Raw genomic sequence first — 14,748 nt, 5'->3', positions numbered from 1 at the left:
GGGCCGAACAGATCCAGGCCTTCGATCGGGCGTCCCTGCCGGTCCTGACGGGCAAAGCACGGCGCCAGCGCCGATTCGATCTCGGCCCACGGCATGCGGGTTGCCAATACCGCGAGCGGGTGACGCAGATCGATCATCGCATCCAGCCGGGCGCGGAAAAAGTCCGGGGTGGTCATTGAAAACCTGCGCTCCAAATCTTCCAGAAAGTGAATGCGATTGCACTGGAAACTGGAGGATTCGGCAAGGCCTCAAGGGTGCTCAGCCCGCGCCGGGTAAGGGGCGGGCGGGTTGTTCAGGGCCGACCACTTACAGCGACCTCCTGAAGCAGATCGAATCGCTCACCCGCCAGGCCGAAGAGCTGCGCCACAAGGAAATCACGGAGGTCATCGCCGAGATCAAGGACAAAATGGCCCAGTACGGGATCAGCGTCGCCGACCTCGAGCTCGACGCCAAGCCCGCCAAGCGCGCCCGCCGCACCGGCAAAGTCGCTGAAAAATATCGCAATCCAGCAACGGGCGAGTCCTGGACGGGGCGCGGCCGCACGCCGAAATGGCTCGCCGAGGCGGAAGCCGCCGGAAAATCCCGGGACCAGTTCGCGGTTTAATGTATTGATAAGACGCCTTCCTGAATGAAGGCACTTATAAGTGAACCCGAAATACCGAGGGCGACGATCATGACGGCGGTTTACGATTTCGAAGCGAAGACCATCGACGGCGCGACGCAAAAGCTCGACGCCTATCGCGGCAAAGTGCTGCTGATCGTCAATGTCGCGAGCAAATGCGGTTTCACCCCGCAGTACAAGGGGCTCGAGGCGCTGTGGCGCAAGTACAAGGACAAGGATTTCGCGGTGCTCGGCTTTCCGTGCGACCAGTTCGGCCACCAGGAGCCCGGCGACGAGAACGAGATCAAGAACTTCTGCTCGCTCACCTATGAAGTCGACTTTCCGATGTTCGCGAAGATCGACGTCAACGGCGCCAGCGCCCATCCGCTGTACCAGCACCTGAAGAGCTCGGCACCGGGCGTGCTCGGCACCGAGGCGATCAAATGGAACTTCACCAAGTTCCTGGTCGACAAGAGCGGCAAGGTCGTGAAGCGCTACGGCTCGATGGACACGCCGGAGAAGATCGACGGCGAGATCGCTGCGCTGCTCTGAAGCCCCGATCGGTTCAGGTACGAAAAAAGGCCGGCGCGATGCCGGCTTTTTTCGTGACAATGAATCTTCCGGCTAGAGCCTCGCGGCCGAGAACGTATCGCAGCGCGCGACCTCGCCCGAATCGAAGCCGGTCTTGAACCAGCGCACGCGCTCCGCCGAGGTTCCGTGCGTGAACGCGTCGGGCACGATCGTCCCCTGCGCTTCGTGCTGCAGGCGGTCATCGCCGATCGCCGACGCGGTATTCAGCGCTTCCTCGATGTCGCCAGCTTCCAGCCACTGGTGCCGCGCCTGAGCGCGGTTGGCCCAGACCCCGGCGTAGCAATCGGCCTGCAGTTCCTGACGCACCGACAGACCGTCGGCGCCCTGCATCGATGCTCCCTGCTGCCGGGCCTGCTCGGTGCGCGCGAACACGCCGGTCAGGTTCTGCACGTGATGGCCGACCTCGTGGGCGATCACGTAGGCGTATGCGAAATCGCCGCCGCCACCGAGCCGCGCCTTCATGTCGGCGAAGAAACCGGTGTCGAGATAGACGCGCTGGTCGCCCGGACAGTAGAACGGGCCGGACGCCGCGCTGGCCCCGCCACAGGCCGTCTGCACGCTGCCGGCGAACAGCACCAGCTTCGGCGCCTCGTAGTGGCCGCCGGCCTTCTCGAAGATCGCGCTCCAGATGTCCTCGGTCTCGCCGAGGATCGCGCGCACGAAGTCGGTGGTCTCGTTGTCCGGCAGCGCCTGCTCGCTGCCGCCGGCCGGTGCCTGCTGCTCGATCTGCGTCACGAGGCCGAGCATTTCGAGCGGGCTGCGGCCGAGCAGCAGACCGAGCACGACGACGACGGCGATGCCGCCGATGCCGAGCCGCAGGCCGCCGCGGCCACCCGCGCCGACGACATTGTCGCTGCGCCGCGCATCACGCCATTTCATCGCCGCCTCCGCTCTTGCTCATGGCCGCGATCGTCGCCGAGCGCGGGCGCCTGCGCAACGCCGGTTCCGGGCTCAGCGCGCATCGACGATGCCCAGGCAGGCATCGAGCAAATGCTCGCGCGACTGCCACGGATACTCCGGAATCGTCAGCAGCGCATGCGTGATGCCGAGCAGCGCGCAGATCAGCGCCTCGCCGAGCGCCTGCGGCGCGCCGGCGCGGGCGCTGCCCTGCGCCTGCATCGCGGCGATCAGCTCGCTGAACACGCCGAAGCGCTCGACGATGTTGGAGCTGTCGACGTACAGCGCTTCGCCGACACCGCCCTGGTCCTGATTGAGGAACACCATGCGGTAGCGTTCCGGGTGCGCACACCAGTAGTCGATGTAAGCCAGACAGGCCTTGCGCAGGCGCTCGCGCGGCGTGCCGCGCCTCGTCACGCGCGCGATCTGTTCGAACATCTCGACGAAGAAATCGTCCCAGATGTGGCGCAGCAGATCGTTCTTGCTGCGGAAGTAGCCGTACAGCGTCATCGCGCCGCAGCCGGCGGCGTCGGCGATGCGCCGCATGCTGACCGCCTCGAATCCTTCGTCGGCGAACAGGCGCCGCGCCGCCGCGACGAGTTCAGTGCGGACCCGCTGCTCCTGCTCGGGATCGCGGCGCGGCCGGCCGCGCGGGCGCGAAGTGGCGGCGGGCGCGGCGGGCGCGGCGGGCGCGGCAGAGCGCGGACCACCGGGGCGCTTCATCGTGGGCATGCGGGTTGGACGTCGTGTAAAGGGCGTCGCCGTATGACGACGGCGCCATTATAGGGGGCAGGCCCGCAGCCCCCGGCGCATGTCGCGCTTGCGCACGTTGACGGCGCCGCGGTGCTTGCCCCATATTTTGCGTACGCGTACGGCATAAATGGCCGGATGCCTGCAACACGGGGAAGCGGGGATGCGACGATCAGGGATCGCCTGGGCCGGCGTCATGGCGCTGGCCGCCATGGCACTGGGCGGCTGTGCATCGAGCGAGGCGCCGGCCGGCGGCGAGGCGCTGCTGCCGCCGGACATCGAGCGGCCGAGCGCCGACACCTGCGCCGCCTTGCGCCCCGCACGCTGGGCGGCGGCGAGCGGCTACGGCGCCTCCGGCGCGGCGCTGCGCGTCGTGGCCATGCAGTACAAGCAGGAGATCCGCCACGTCGTCGACTACGCGACGTTCCGCACCAAGATGCGCTGTCTGATCGAGGAACACGCCGTGCCGCAGATGCGCGCCGGCCTGCCGATGCTCGTCGTCTTCAACGAGGACGCCGGTCTGATGACGCTGGCCACCGGCACGCGTGGCGCAGCGGTGCGGGCGCTGGCCGGCTCGCCGCTCGGCGCGCCGGTCGGCGACCAGCTGCCGCTCAGCATGCTCGGCGCGCTGGCACTGCTGAACGTCAGCTACCTGCCGCAGATCCTCGCCTACCGCGCCCGCTTTCCCGGGCTCGATGCACGCAAGCAGGCGCTGCTGGCGGCGACCGACACCTTCGTGCGCGCGTTCTCGCAGACGTTTTCCGATATCGCCCGCGACTACCGCGTCTACGTCGTCGCATCGAACAATCAGGCGCGTTACGCGGCCTCGCGCGAGCCGCTCGACCTCGCGCTGTTCAAGGATCCCGATCTCGGCGCGGTCGACGAGGTCTATGTCGCGACCGACGCGCGCGTCACCAACACCACCTACCTCTGGGGCCCCGACGAAGTCGACGCGAACGCTCCGAGCGGCGAAAAGAATCTGCTGTTCCGCAACGAGAAGGTGCCGCTGACCGATATCGAGACCGCAGTGCTGGGCCTCGACGCCGGCCCGAGCACGGGCGCGGCAGCGCTCGCCAACGCCGCCGGCTATCCGCTCGCCGGCTTCCGGCTCGGCTTCGCGACTTCGCTGCCAGCATTCCAGTGGGGCTACGACTTCGGCGCGGCGCCGCCCGCGGGCTTCGCGCCCTGCGCCGACGTCACCGTCAGCTACATGCCGTGCATGGATGCACTCGGCGTCGACGTCGTCGTCCAGGCCGAGGCCAATCCGGGCCGCTGGGCCGCCTATCAGGCCGGCGGCTGGCAGCCGCTCGAATGGATGGCGTCGACCTGGCGCACGGTCGCCGATCCCGAGGTCGGTTTCCGCTACAACATCACCGCGCACCTGGTCGGCAATCTGCTCGATCTGCCGTTCGACGGCCAGACGGCGATCACCAAGCGCGGCGGCACGGCCGCGCCGCGCCATTACGTCGGCAATCTCGAATTCGAATCCGGCACCGACGTGGCCTGGTATCAGGCCTTCCAGGGTGACAAACGCGAGTTCGTGCAACTGGCGCCGTGGGTCAGCGCCGACGCGCCGCGCGCGCAGCTCGCCGCGACCGGCGCCGCGCTGGCCCCGGGCAGCGGCGACGCGCTCGAAAACGACTATCTCGAAACCGCCGTCTGGGCGGATCTCGTGCGCTGATTTTCCCTTCACCTCCACCGGCAATACTCATGGATCATCCGGATCTTTCCCGCCGCCGCCTGCTCGGCGGCGCCGCCGCGCTCGGCGCCGGCATGCTGTCCGGCGGCGCTCAGGCCGCGCCCGCCACCACTCCTGGCGCAACGACCGCGACGCCGGCCACCAGCGGCGAGCGTCACTGCGAGGTCGTCATCGTCGGCGCCGGCCTCGCCGGCCTCGCCGCTGCGCGCCAGCTGCGCGCCGCCGGCCGCGAGGTGCTCGTCGTCGAGGCGCGCGACCGCGTTGGCGGCCGCACGCTGAACCACGCCGTCAGCGTGCGCGGCGCCAGTCCCGGCACCGTCGTCGAGGTCGGCGGCCAGTGGGTCGGCCCGACCCAGGACCGCGTGCTGGCGATGATCAAGGAGCTGAAGCTGTCGACGTTCAAGAGCTGGACGCAAGGCAAATCGGTCGACGTGCGCGACGGCGCGCGCTCGGAATATGACGGCCGCATCCCGCCCGGCGCGTTCTTCGGCTCGATCGACACGCAGATCGCGATGACGCGCCTCAACCGCATGGCCGAGTCGGTGCCGCTCGACAAGCCGTGGACGGCCGCCAAGGCGGTCGAATGGGACAGCCAGACCTTCCAGACCTGGATGGACCACAACCTCTATACCGACACCGGCCGTTCGCTGCTGCAGCTCGTCATCGAGGCGGTGTTCTCGGCGCAGCCGCGCGACCTGTCGCTGCTGCACGTGCTGTTCTACATCCATTCGGCCGGCTCGCTGGACATGCTGGTCAACACCGAGGGCGGCGCGCAGGACTCGCGCATCGTCGGCGGCTCGCAGCGCATCGCGCTGGCGATGGCCGAGCAGCTCGGCGCGCAGCGCATCCTGCTCAACGCGCCGGTCGAGCGCGTCGAGCAGCATGACGACGGCGTCAGCGTGCGCGGCGCCGGCTTCGCCGTGCAGGCCCGGCGCGCGATCATCGCCATGCCGCCCACCCTCGCCGGCCGCATCCGCTACGCGCCGATCCTCGACGGCCTGCGCGACCAGCTCACGCAGCGCGTGCCGATGGGCACCGTCATCAAGGCGCAATGCGTCTACGCCAAGCCGTTCTGGCGCGACGCCGGCCTCAACGGTCAGGCAACCGGCGACGTCGGGCCGGTCAAGACGACTTTTGACAACTCGCCGCCGGACGCCAGCGTCGGCGTACTGATGGGATTCATCGAGGGCGAGGACGGCCGCCGCGCACTGCGGCAGACGCGCGAGCAGCGCATGCAGGGCGTGATCGACAGCTTCGTGCGCTACTTCGGCGAAGCCGCGCGCCATCCGCTCGAATACATCGAGCAGAGCTGGGCCGACGAGGAATGGTCGCGCGGCTGCTATGCCGGCTACTTCCCGCCGGGCGTCTGGCTCGACTACGGCGAAGCGCTGCGCGCACCGATCGGCCGTCTGCACTGGGCCGGCACCGAAACCGCCGAGGTCTGGAACGGCTACTTCGACGGCGCGATCCGCTCCGGCGAGCGCGCCGCCGGCGAAGTCGCGGCGCTGCTCTAGTGATGGAATGGACTCCTCCCGCTGTTTTGGTCGGCATCGAAGTGCCAAGCTGGAGATGCGAATCATCAGCTCACCAACGAGAGGAGTCCGGACATGGAATCTACGCTCATCGCGGTGGATACCGCAAAGCTCGTATTCGAGGTTGCCGAGGCAGATGCGGCCGGCAAGGTGCGGCGCCGGCTTCGCTTGAATCGGCCACAGTTTGCTGAGTACCTGGCGACGCGAGAGAAGGCGGCTTTTGTGCTGGAAGCCTGCGGGGGTGCGCATCACTGGGCGCGGGTGATGGAACGGATCGGCCATTCGGTTCGGCTGCTGCCGGTGCCGTACGTCTGTGCGTACCGCCGTCGTAACAAGACTGATCGGGCCGACTGCCTGGCGATGCTGGAAGCGGCGAAGAATCCGGAGATTCTGCCGGTGCCGGTGAAGACGACCGAGCATCAAGCGATCCAAGGCCTGCATCGCTGCCGCAGTGCCTGGATGGAAACACGTACCGCGCGCATCAACACGCTGCGCGGCTTGCTGCGGGAGTTCGGCCTGATCCTGCCCGTCGGTGCAGCCGCGGCGCTCAAGCAGATACCGGATGCGCTCGGCGATGAAGCGCTGCCGCCGATGCTGCGCCCGGCCCTGCAGACCCTGCTCGACGAGATTCACGAGCTTGAACAGCGCATTGTTGCGGTCGAACGCCAGCTTGAAACGATCAGCCGGCAGAACCCGGTGATCGAACACCTACGCGACATTTCCGGTATCGGCCTTTTGACCGCGACCGCGCTGTACGCCAGCGCCAACGATGCCAAGCACTTCCGTGACGGCCGACACCTCGCCTCGTGGCTCGGCCTGACGCCGCGCGAACATTCCAGCGGCAACATCCGAAAACTCGGCGGCATCAGCAAGCGTGGCGATCGCTACGTGCGCATGCTGCTCACGCACGGCGCCAGAGCCGTGCTCTTGCGAGCGGGCCAGATGCAGCGGGCCGGACAGCCGCTCAACGCGCTGCAGCGATGGGCGCTTTCGCTCAAAGAGCGAACGAACCATAACAAGGCCACGTGCGCCTTGGCCAACAAGATCGCCCGCATCGCCTGGGCCACGTGGCGGCACGGCACGGTATTTGATCCGAATCAGGCGGCTGCCGCCGCCTGATCGGGAGCAGGACCCAAACCTTTCCAGCGGTTGCGCAGGAGAAGACAGCAGATCATGGCGTAGACGGTCGGACCGTCCGGAAGAGAAAGCCGATAACAAGCTTGAGCGATGCAAAGCTCGTTGTGAGCGTGTGGCCCTCCCGGCGCGGATTTCCATGAAGGCTCGGCCTGCAACGCAGGCCCTCGATGAAGCCGAATGTACGACTGCAACCACCTTCGCGCGCCAGCGATCAGCGATTCACTTCACCTGCGGGCTTGCGGGAGGAGTCCATGTATGCTTGTTAACGCTAATCGCGTCAACCGGCCCTGGTGATTCAGCTCGAAACTGCGGCGTCGGCCGTACCGGCCGGCGCCTGCTTCGACTTGGCCGGCGCGCCTTCTGGCGACGCGAGGAAAGCTGCGGCGAAGGCTGCGTAGCGGTCTTCGTCGATCGCCGCGCGAATGCGCTCGACCAGCTTCAGGTAATAGTGCAGGTTGTGGATGGTGTTGAGGCGCGGGCCGAGCATCTCGTCGCAGCGATCGAGATGATGCAGGTACGCGCGCGAATAGTTCCGGCAGGTGTAGCAGTCGCAGGCCGGGTCGAGCGGCCGCGGATCGTCGCGATGCTGCGCGTTGCGGATCTTCACCACGCCTTCGCTGGTGAACAGATGGCCGTTGCGCGCGTTGCGCGTCGGCATCACGCAATCGAACATGTCGATGCCGCGCGCCACGCCCTGCACGATGTCGCGCGGCGTGCCGACGCCCATCAGGTAATGCGGGCGATCGGCCGGCAGCTCGGGACCGATCGCGTCCAGCACCTTGAGGCGCTCGTCTTCCGGTTCGCCGACCGAAAGCCCGCCAACCGCGTAGCCGTCGAAGCCGATCGCGGCGAGCCGCTGCAGCGATTCGCGGCGCAGCTCGACGTGCATGCCGCCCTGCACGATGCCGAACAGCGCGCCCGGACCGGGCAGCGCCGGGTCACGCGCCGCGAACGGCTGCAGCACCGGCAGCGCGGCGCGCGTCGCCGCCAGTTCGAGATGGCGCGCCTTGCAGCGCGCCGCCCAGCGCGCCGACAGCTCCATCGACTTGCGCGCCTGCGGCTCGGTCGCCGGATACGGCGTGCACTCATCGAACTGCATGATGATGTCCGAGCCGAGGCCGTGCTGGACCTCGATCGAGCGCTCCGGCGACAGGAAGATGCGATCGCCGTTGATCGGCGACGCGAATTTCACGCCTTCCTCGGTGATTTTGCGCAGGCCGGACAGCGACCAGACCTGGAAACCGCCGGAATCGGTCAGGATCGGCCCGTCCCAGCGCATGAAGCCGTGCAGGCTGCCGAAACGCTGCTGGATCAACTGCTCGCCCGGCCGCAGCATCAGGTGGAAGGTATTGCCGAGGATGATCTTGCTGCCGACCTCGCGCAGCTCCTCCGGCGTCACGCTCTTGACGGTGCCGTAGGTGCCGACCGGCATGAAGATCGGCGTCTCGACGACGCCGCGGGCAAAGGTCAGGCGGCCGCGGCGGGCGCCAGCGGATTGTTTGAGCAGTTCGAACTTCACGAGACGGTACGCAGGCGGAAAACGAAGCGGCGCGCATTGTCCCACGGCGGCGCGCGGTGCGTGCAGCCAGCCGCCGTTCAGCGCGGCCCTGCTGCACTTGCGCTCGCACGGACGGCCCGGCACCCTGCCGCGACGCACCCGGCCTCACCTGGACGCCTGCCTCGCCATGAAACTGCTGCTCGGCCTGTTCGACCGCCTGCTGTTCGCCGCCGGCTTCGCGCTGGCGATGCAGCTGCCGCAGTTCGTCGACCACTACACGCAGCGCTACGGCGGCTACCACCAGGCGCTGGTCGACAGCCTGGCCGAATACCAGCGCAACGCCGACGCGCACTACGGCGGCGATTTCGACCGCCTGATCGCCGACCTGCACGCGTCGGCAGGTCCGGGCCTGCGCGAGATCGGCGACAAGCTGCAGCGCGACCGCGCCCGCGAGCAGCAGATGCGCGCAGGCCTGGCGATCCTCGAACACGAAATCCTCGCCCAGCGGCTCTGGTATCTGGCCGGCCATCTCGACGTCCGCATCGCCGCCGCGACCTGGGCCGCGTTCACGCCGGGCCTGCCGCTGTCGACCGACGCCCTGCTCTGCGGCCTGGCCGGCGCCGTACTGTTCAGCGGCGTCTTCAATCTGCTCGGCTGGCCGCTGCGCGTCCGGCGCCGGCGCGCGTCGGCGCCCGCGACCAGCGCGGCGGCGCCGCGCCCGACGCCGCCACCGGCGGTCGAGCGCAAGGCGCCTACCTTGTAAGCGCCTCGGGCGCCGGCTCGATCAGCATCGCGTCGCCGTAGCTGAAGAAGCGGTAGCGCTGCACGACCGCGTGGCGGTACGCCGCCATCATCCGCTCGTAGCCGCCGTACGCGCAGACCAGCATCAGCAGCGTGCTTTCCGGCAGATGGAAGTTGGTCAGCAGGCGGTCGATGATCCGGAAACGATAGCCCGGCGTGATGAACAGCCGCGTCTCGCCGCTCTGCGGCAGCAGCGTGCCGACGCGGTCCTGCGCGGCGGCGGCCGATTCGAGCGCACGCGTCACGGTCGTGCCGATCGCCACCACCTTGCCGCCGCGCGCGCGCGTCGCCGCCAGCTGCGCGCACAGCTTTTCATCGATCGCATAGCGCTCGGCGTGCATGCGATGCTCGGCGAGATCGTCGACGCGCACCGGCTGGAAGGTGCCGGCGCCGACGTGCAGCGTCAGCGTCGCCGTCTCGACGCCGCGCCCGGCGAGCGCCTGCAGCAGCGCGGCGTCGAAATGCAGGCCGGCGGTCGGCGCGGCGACGGCACCAGGCTCGCGCGCGAACAGCGTCTGGTAGCGCTCGGCGTCGACCGCATCCGGCGCATGCGCGATGTACGGCGGCAGCGGCAGGCGGCCGGCGCGCTCCAGGAACGCCATCACGCCGTCGTCGCCGGCGTAGCGCAGATGGAACAGATCGTCGTCGCGGCCGAGCACCGTCAGACGGTCCGTGCCGACTTCGATCACGCCGCCGGCCTTCGGCTTCTTGCTGACGCCGAGCTGGGCGAGGAATTCGTGCCCGTCGAGCACGCGCTCGACGAAGATTTCGACGTGGCCGCCGGTCGGCTTGCGCCCGTAGACGCGCGCCGGAATGACGCGCGTATCGTTGAAGACGACGAGGTCGCCGGGCGCGAGCAGCGCCGGCAGGTCGACGATGTGGCGATCGGCCAGCGCGCGGCCGACGTGCAGCAGGCGGCTCGCCGAGCGGGCGGCGGTCGGATGCTGGGCGATCAGCTCGGCTGGCAGTTCGTACTGGAAATCGGAACGACGCATGGTCGGCGGCGCGGGTCGGCGGTGCGGCCGCGTATTGTCGCAGAAGCGCTCGCGGCGGCGCGCGCGCAACACGCACAAAAAGAGGCCCGCGCGAGGCGGGCCAGGATCAGGTGAGACGCTACGAAGTGGCTGAAGAACGATCAGCCGTTGCGCAGCTTAGGCGGGGCATGGCTCAGAACCTGAGCCTGCCTGCGCCGCCGGCGTGGTCCGATGGACGGTGTCCTACAGCCGCGGCAGCGCGGCATCGCTACGCTATAGTCCACAGAACGAATTCGGCGTCTGAGGAGAGCAGCCGAAGCCATGGATGCAAACGCACATCCAAGCGAAGTCTTTACCCACAAGTTCTTCGCCCCGCCCTCGTATCCGGGCGCCATTCAGCGCGATCAGCTGCTGGGGCGGATGCTGCGCGCGCCGCCGTACAGCGCCGTCGTCATCCAGGCGCCGGCCGGGCACGGCAAGTCGACGCTGCTGCAGCAGGCCAAGAGCCTCGGCGAGACGCGCGGCGCGGTCAGCGCCTGGCTCAGTTTCGACGAGGCCGACAACGACATGCGCCGCCTCGGCGGCCACCTGCAGGCGCTGATCGAATCGCTGCCGGGCGCCGACGGCGGCAACGACGAGAGCGAGGCCGGCAGCGGCGGCCGCCGGCGCCTGTCCGACTGGGCGGCGAGCCGGCTGGCCCGCTTCGATGCCCCGGTGCACCTGTTCCTCGACGAGTTCCAGGCGCTCAACAACCGCGCCGCGCTGGCGATGTTCCGCGAGCTGCTCGAACGCCTGCCGGACAACGTCACCCTGTTCATCGGCACGCGCGCGCTGCCGGAAATCGGCCTGGCGCGCTTCGTCGTCAACAACCAGGCGCTGGTGCTGCGCGCCGACGACCTGCGCTTCTCGCCGGACGAGGCCGAGCTGTTCTTCGGCCAGGCGCGCGAGCTCGGCATCAACCGCCAGGAGCTCGACGCCATCTACCGCCAGACCGAAGGCTGGCCGGCGGCGCTGCAGCTGTTCCGCCTCAGCCTCGCCAGCCCGTCGGTGCGCCGTTCGCTGAGCGGCGCGAGTTCACCGAAGCCGCGCGAACTCGCCGAATACCTCGCCGACAACGTGCTGAGCCTGCAGCCGCCGCGCATCCAGCATTTCCTGCGCCAGACCTCGGTGCTGACGCGCCTGTCGGCAGGCCTGTGCGATCACGTCACCGGCTGGCAGGACTCGCAGAGCATCCTGCTGTTCCTCGAACGCTCCGGGCTGTTCCTGCGCTGTCTCGACTCGGACCTCAGCTGGTTCAAGTACCACACGCTGTTCTCGTCGTTCCTCGCCGACCAGACGCGGCTCGACGAGCCGGATCTGCTGCAGACCGTGCACCAGCGCGCCGCCGACTGGTTCCACCGCCACGAGATGCACGAGGACGCCGTGCATCACGCCATCGCCGCGCACGACTACGCCTTCGCCGGCGACATCATGAGCGAGTGGATCGACCGCCTGATCGTCGACGCCAACCTGGCGACCGTCGAGCGCTGGTCGGATGCGCTGCCGCTCGAGGAGATCGCGCGGCGGCCGGCGCTGGCGGTGAAGATCGCCTGGGCGCTGGTCTTCCTGCGCCGCCACCACAAGCTGCGGCCGCTGCTGCCGACGCTCGAAGCGGCCGCCGAACACCGCGTCGACGCCAGCGTCGTGCGCTCGATGCTGGCGATGGTCGTCGATGACGTGCCGCTGGCGTTCGAGATCATCCGCGACGTCGCGATCCGCGATCTCAAGCCGGAAGGCTTTCGCGCCTTCGAGCTCGGTGCCGCCGCCAACCTCGCCGGCTACCGCCTGCTGTCGGTCGCCGACTTCGACGCCGAGCGCGAGATGCTGCAGCTGGCGCAGACTTACAACCGCCGCGGCGACGCCGCGTTCAGCGGCGGCTATACGGTCGCCGTGCACGGCATCAGCCTGTTCATGCAGGGTCGTCTGGTCGACACCCTGAACCTCTACCGCAGCGGCCTCGCCGAGCAGCATCTGGACCTCGACAAGTCCTTCGCCGCCGCCTCGCTGGCGGCCTGCTACGTGCACGCGCTGTACGAGTGCGGCGAACTCGATCTCGCCGAGTCGATGTTCCTGCAGTTCCACGATGTCATCGCCGACTCCGTGCTGCTCGACTTCCTCGCGCTCGGCTACGTGGCGATGGGCCGCATCCAGCTCGCGCACGGCCGCAGCAACCGCGCCGACGAGGTGTTCGGCGAAGCCGAGCAGCTCGCCCACAGCGCCGGCTGGCCGCGCCTGCTGCGCATCGCTGCGTGGGAACGGGTGCGCGGCGCCCTGCTCGCCGGCGAACCGGAACGCGCGCAGGCGCTCGCCAGCCGCATCCCGCGGCAGCCGGAATTCGAGCTGCCGGACGGCGGCATGATCTATTCGGAAATGATCGAGGGCGACGCGCTCGGCGCGATTCGCCTGGCGATCCACACCGGCCAGGCCGAAAGCATGCTGCCGCGCCTCGCCGACGAGATTGCCCTGGCACAGAAGCAGCGCCGCCAGTACCGGCTCATCAAGCTGCTGACGCTGGAGACGCTGGCGCTGCAGCGCCGTGGCAGCGACAACGCCGCGCGCCGCAGCCTGCATCGCGCGCTGCAGCTGGCCGCGCCGGAAGGCTACGTGCGCCTGTTCCTCGACGAAGGCGAAGCGCTGCTGCCGCTGCTGCGCGACGAGCACGGCCGCCTCGCCCAGGAAGCCGCTGGCGACGCCGCGCAGGCGACGCTGCACGACTTCGTCGGCCGGCTGCTGGCGGCGACCGGACTCGGCGCCGACCCGGCCGGACCGGCGCCGGCGATGGGCAGCTTCCAGCCGCTCGAACCGCTGACCGACCGCGAGAAGGAAATCCTCGTCTATCTCGCCAACGGCGTGTCGAACAAGGAGATGGCGCGGCGCATCTTCGTCTCCGAGAACACCGTCAAGTTCCACCTCAAGAACATCTACTCGAAGCTCGCCGTCAGCAGTCGCCTGCAGGCGATCAACGCGGCGCGGCAGATGGCGCTGCTGCGCTGAAGCGCGCGCACCGCGACGACGGGCGCAGCGCGCGCGATGCGGGCCCGGCTCTAGTCGCGCCGGTACAGGGTCACGACGCAGGCGCCGCCGAGGCCGAGATTGTGCTGCAGCGCGACGCGTGCGCCCTCGACCTGGCGCGGTCCGGCCTCGCCGCGCAACTGCCAGACCAGCTCGGCGCATTGCGCCAGGCCGGTCGCGCCGAGCGGATGCCCCTTCGACAGCAGGCCGCCCGACGGATTGACGACCCAGCGTCCGCCATAGCTGTTGTCGCCGTCGGCGACGAGGCGCTCGGCCTCGCCTTCGCCGCACAGGCCGAGGCCTTCGTAGCTGATGATCTCGTTGGTGGTGAAGCAGTCGTGCAGCTCAATGACGTCGACCTCGTCCGGGCCGATGCCGGCCTCGGCGTAGACGCGCTGCGCCGCCTGCCGTGTCAGCTCGCTGCCGACCATGCGGATCATCGACGGCGGCTCGAAGCTGCTCGCGTAGTCGGTGGTCATCGCCTGCGCGGCGATGCGCACCGGCCGCGCGTCGCGCAGCCGGCGCAGGAACGCGTCAGAGCAGAGCACGGCGGCGGCGGCGCCGCAGGTCGGCGGACAGCACTGCAGGCGCGTCAGCGGATCGTAGACCGCCTCCGAGGCCAGCACCGCCTCGACGTCGAGCGGCGTGCGGAACAGCGCGTTCGGATTGTGCTGCGCGTGGCGGCGCGCCTTGACGGTGATACGGGCGAAGGTCTCGCGGCTGGCGCCGTAGCGCTCGCGGTATTCGCGGCCGGCGCCGCCGAACATCTGCGCCACCATCGGCGCCGACGACGGCGCCTGCGCCGCGTGCATGGTCGCCAGGTGGCGGCCGAGCGGCGCCTCGCGGTCGGCGTACTTCTCGCCGAGCGCGCCGCGCTCCATCTTCTCGAAGCCGATCGCCAGCACGCAGTCGGCGAGTCCGCCTTCGATCGCCTGACGCGCGAGGTACAGCGCGCTCGAACCGGTCGAGCAGTTGTTGTTGACGTTGACGACCGGAATGCCGCTCAGGCCCAGTTCGTAGACGGCGCGCTGGCCGCTGGTCGAATCGCCGTAGACGTAGCCGGCGTAGGCCTGTTCGATGTCGTCGTAAGCGACGCCGGCGTCGGCCAGCGCGGTGCGGCCGGCGACGCGCGCCATCTCCGGATAATCCGGGCTGCTGCCGGGCTTGACGAACGGCGTCATGCCGACGCCGATGACGTGGACGGGACGTTGCATGGC

General features: G+C 69.0%; 12 protein-coding genes and 1 pseudogene. 7 read left to right on the top strand and 6 right to left on the bottom strand.

Translation table 11 applies throughout. The features are described from left to right. A pseudogene (locus H149_RS23430) lies at positions 1-176 on the bottom strand (IS5/IS1182 family transposase); the annotation flags it as partial. On the opposite strand from H149_RS23430, the gene H149_RS22895 reads away from it, so the two are divergent. Further along, the gene (locus H149_RS22895) at positions 176-604 is read left to right on the top strand and encodes an H-NS histone family protein (RefSeq protein WP_211213627.1); all 429 of its coding nucleotides are present in this window, start codon (positions 176-178) and stop codon (positions 602-604) included. The pseudogene H149_RS23430 and the gene H149_RS22895 sit on opposite strands and share 1 nt — an antisense overlap. 69 nt (positions 605-673) lie before the next feature. Next, entirely contained in the window at positions 674-1,153 is a 480-nt protein-coding gene (locus H149_RS0116810; protein WP_020650939.1) for a glutathione peroxidase, read from the top strand. Positions 1,154-1,225: 72 nt separating this feature from the next. Here H149_RS0116810 and ypfJ read toward each other — a convergent pair whose 3' ends face one another. Both ypfJ and H149_RS21465 read right to left on the bottom strand, forming a co-directional pair. Further along, a complete protein-coding gene (gene ypfJ / locus H149_RS0116805; RefSeq protein WP_020650938.1) occupies positions 1,226-2,071 on the bottom strand; it encodes a KPN_02809 family neutral zinc metallopeptidase in 846 nt (281 codons plus the stop codon). Between the two features lie 72 nt (positions 2,072-2,143). Then, positions 2,144-2,812 (bottom strand): TetR/AcrR family transcriptional regulator, encoded by a 669-nt coding sequence (locus H149_RS21465; RefSeq protein WP_020650937.1) that lies wholly within the window; start codon positions 2,810-2,812, stop codon positions 2,144-2,146. Between the two features lie 190 nt (positions 2,813-3,002). Here H149_RS21465 and H149_RS0116795 point away from each other — a divergent pair, with 190 nt between their 5' ends. From H149_RS0116795 to H149_RS0116785, 3 genes are all read left to right on the top strand, one after another. Beyond that, a complete protein-coding gene (locus tag H149_RS0116795; protein WP_154654892.1) occupies positions 3,003-4,520 on the top strand; it encodes a hypothetical protein in 1,518 nt (505 codons plus the stop codon). A 29-nt stretch (positions 4,521-4,549) separates the two neighbouring features. Further along, complete coding sequence (locus H149_RS0116790) at positions 4,550-6,052, top strand: flavin monoamine oxidase family protein (protein ID WP_020650935.1); 1,503 nt, start codon at positions 4,550-4,552, stop codon at positions 6,050-6,052. 93 nt (positions 6,053-6,145) lie between these two features. Then, a complete protein-coding gene (locus H149_RS0116785; protein WP_026353255.1) occupies positions 6,146-7,189 on the top strand; it encodes an IS110 family RNA-guided transposase in 1,044 nt (347 codons plus the stop codon). A gap of 313 nt (positions 7,190-7,502) precedes the next feature. Here H149_RS0116785 and H149_RS0116780 read toward each other — a convergent pair whose 3' ends face one another. Beyond that, positions 7,503-8,726, bottom strand: a complete 1,224-nt coding sequence (locus H149_RS0116780) for a tRNA guanosine(34) transglycosylase Tgt (protein WP_020650933.1) — start codon at positions 8,724-8,726, stop codon at positions 7,503-7,505. 166 nt (positions 8,727-8,892) lie between these two features. Here H149_RS0116780 and H149_RS0116775 point away from each other — a divergent pair, with 166 nt between their 5' ends. Further along, positions 8,893-9,468 carry a DUF2937 family protein gene (locus H149_RS0116775; RefSeq protein ID WP_020650932.1) on the top strand — a complete coding sequence of 192 codons (576 nt, stop codon included), beginning with the start codon at positions 8,893-8,895 and terminating at the stop codon, positions 9,466-9,468. On the opposite strand, the gene queA is transcribed toward H149_RS0116775, so the two are convergent. Further along, positions 9,458-10,501: a tRNA preQ1(34) S-adenosylmethionine ribosyltransferase-isomerase QueA gene (gene queA, locus H149_RS0116770; RefSeq protein ID WP_026353254.1), complete on the bottom strand. Its 1,044-nt coding sequence runs from the start codon at positions 10,499-10,501 to the stop codon at positions 9,458-9,460. The two genes, H149_RS0116775 and queA, sit on opposite strands and share 11 nt — an antisense overlap. Positions 10,502-10,801: 300 nt before the next feature. Here queA and H149_RS0116765 point away from each other — a divergent pair, with 300 nt between their 5' ends. Next, positions 10,802-13,513, top strand: a complete 2,712-nt coding sequence (locus tag H149_RS0116765; protein ID WP_020650930.1) for a winged helix-turn-helix domain-containing protein — start codon at positions 10,802-10,804, stop codon at positions 13,511-13,513. A 50-nt stretch (positions 13,514-13,563) separates the two neighbouring features. Here the strand turns inward: H149_RS0116765 and H149_RS0116760 are convergent, their stop codons facing one another. Further along, on the bottom strand, positions 13,564-14,745 hold the full coding sequence (locus H149_RS0116760; RefSeq protein WP_020650929.1) for a lipid-transfer protein: 1,182 nt from the start codon (positions 14,743-14,745) through the stop codon (positions 13,564-13,566). Between the last annotated feature and the right edge of the window lie 3 nt (positions 14,746-14,748).

Origin of the sequence: Solimonas variicoloris DSM 15731, from assembly GCF_000382285.1 — a bacterium.
GTDB lineage: Bacteria > Pseudomonadota > Gammaproteobacteria > Nevskiales > Nevskiaceae > Solimonas > Solimonas variicoloris.
The sequence above is the reverse complement of the archived record's forward strand: the minus strand, read 5'-3'. Positions and strand labels throughout refer to the sequence as shown.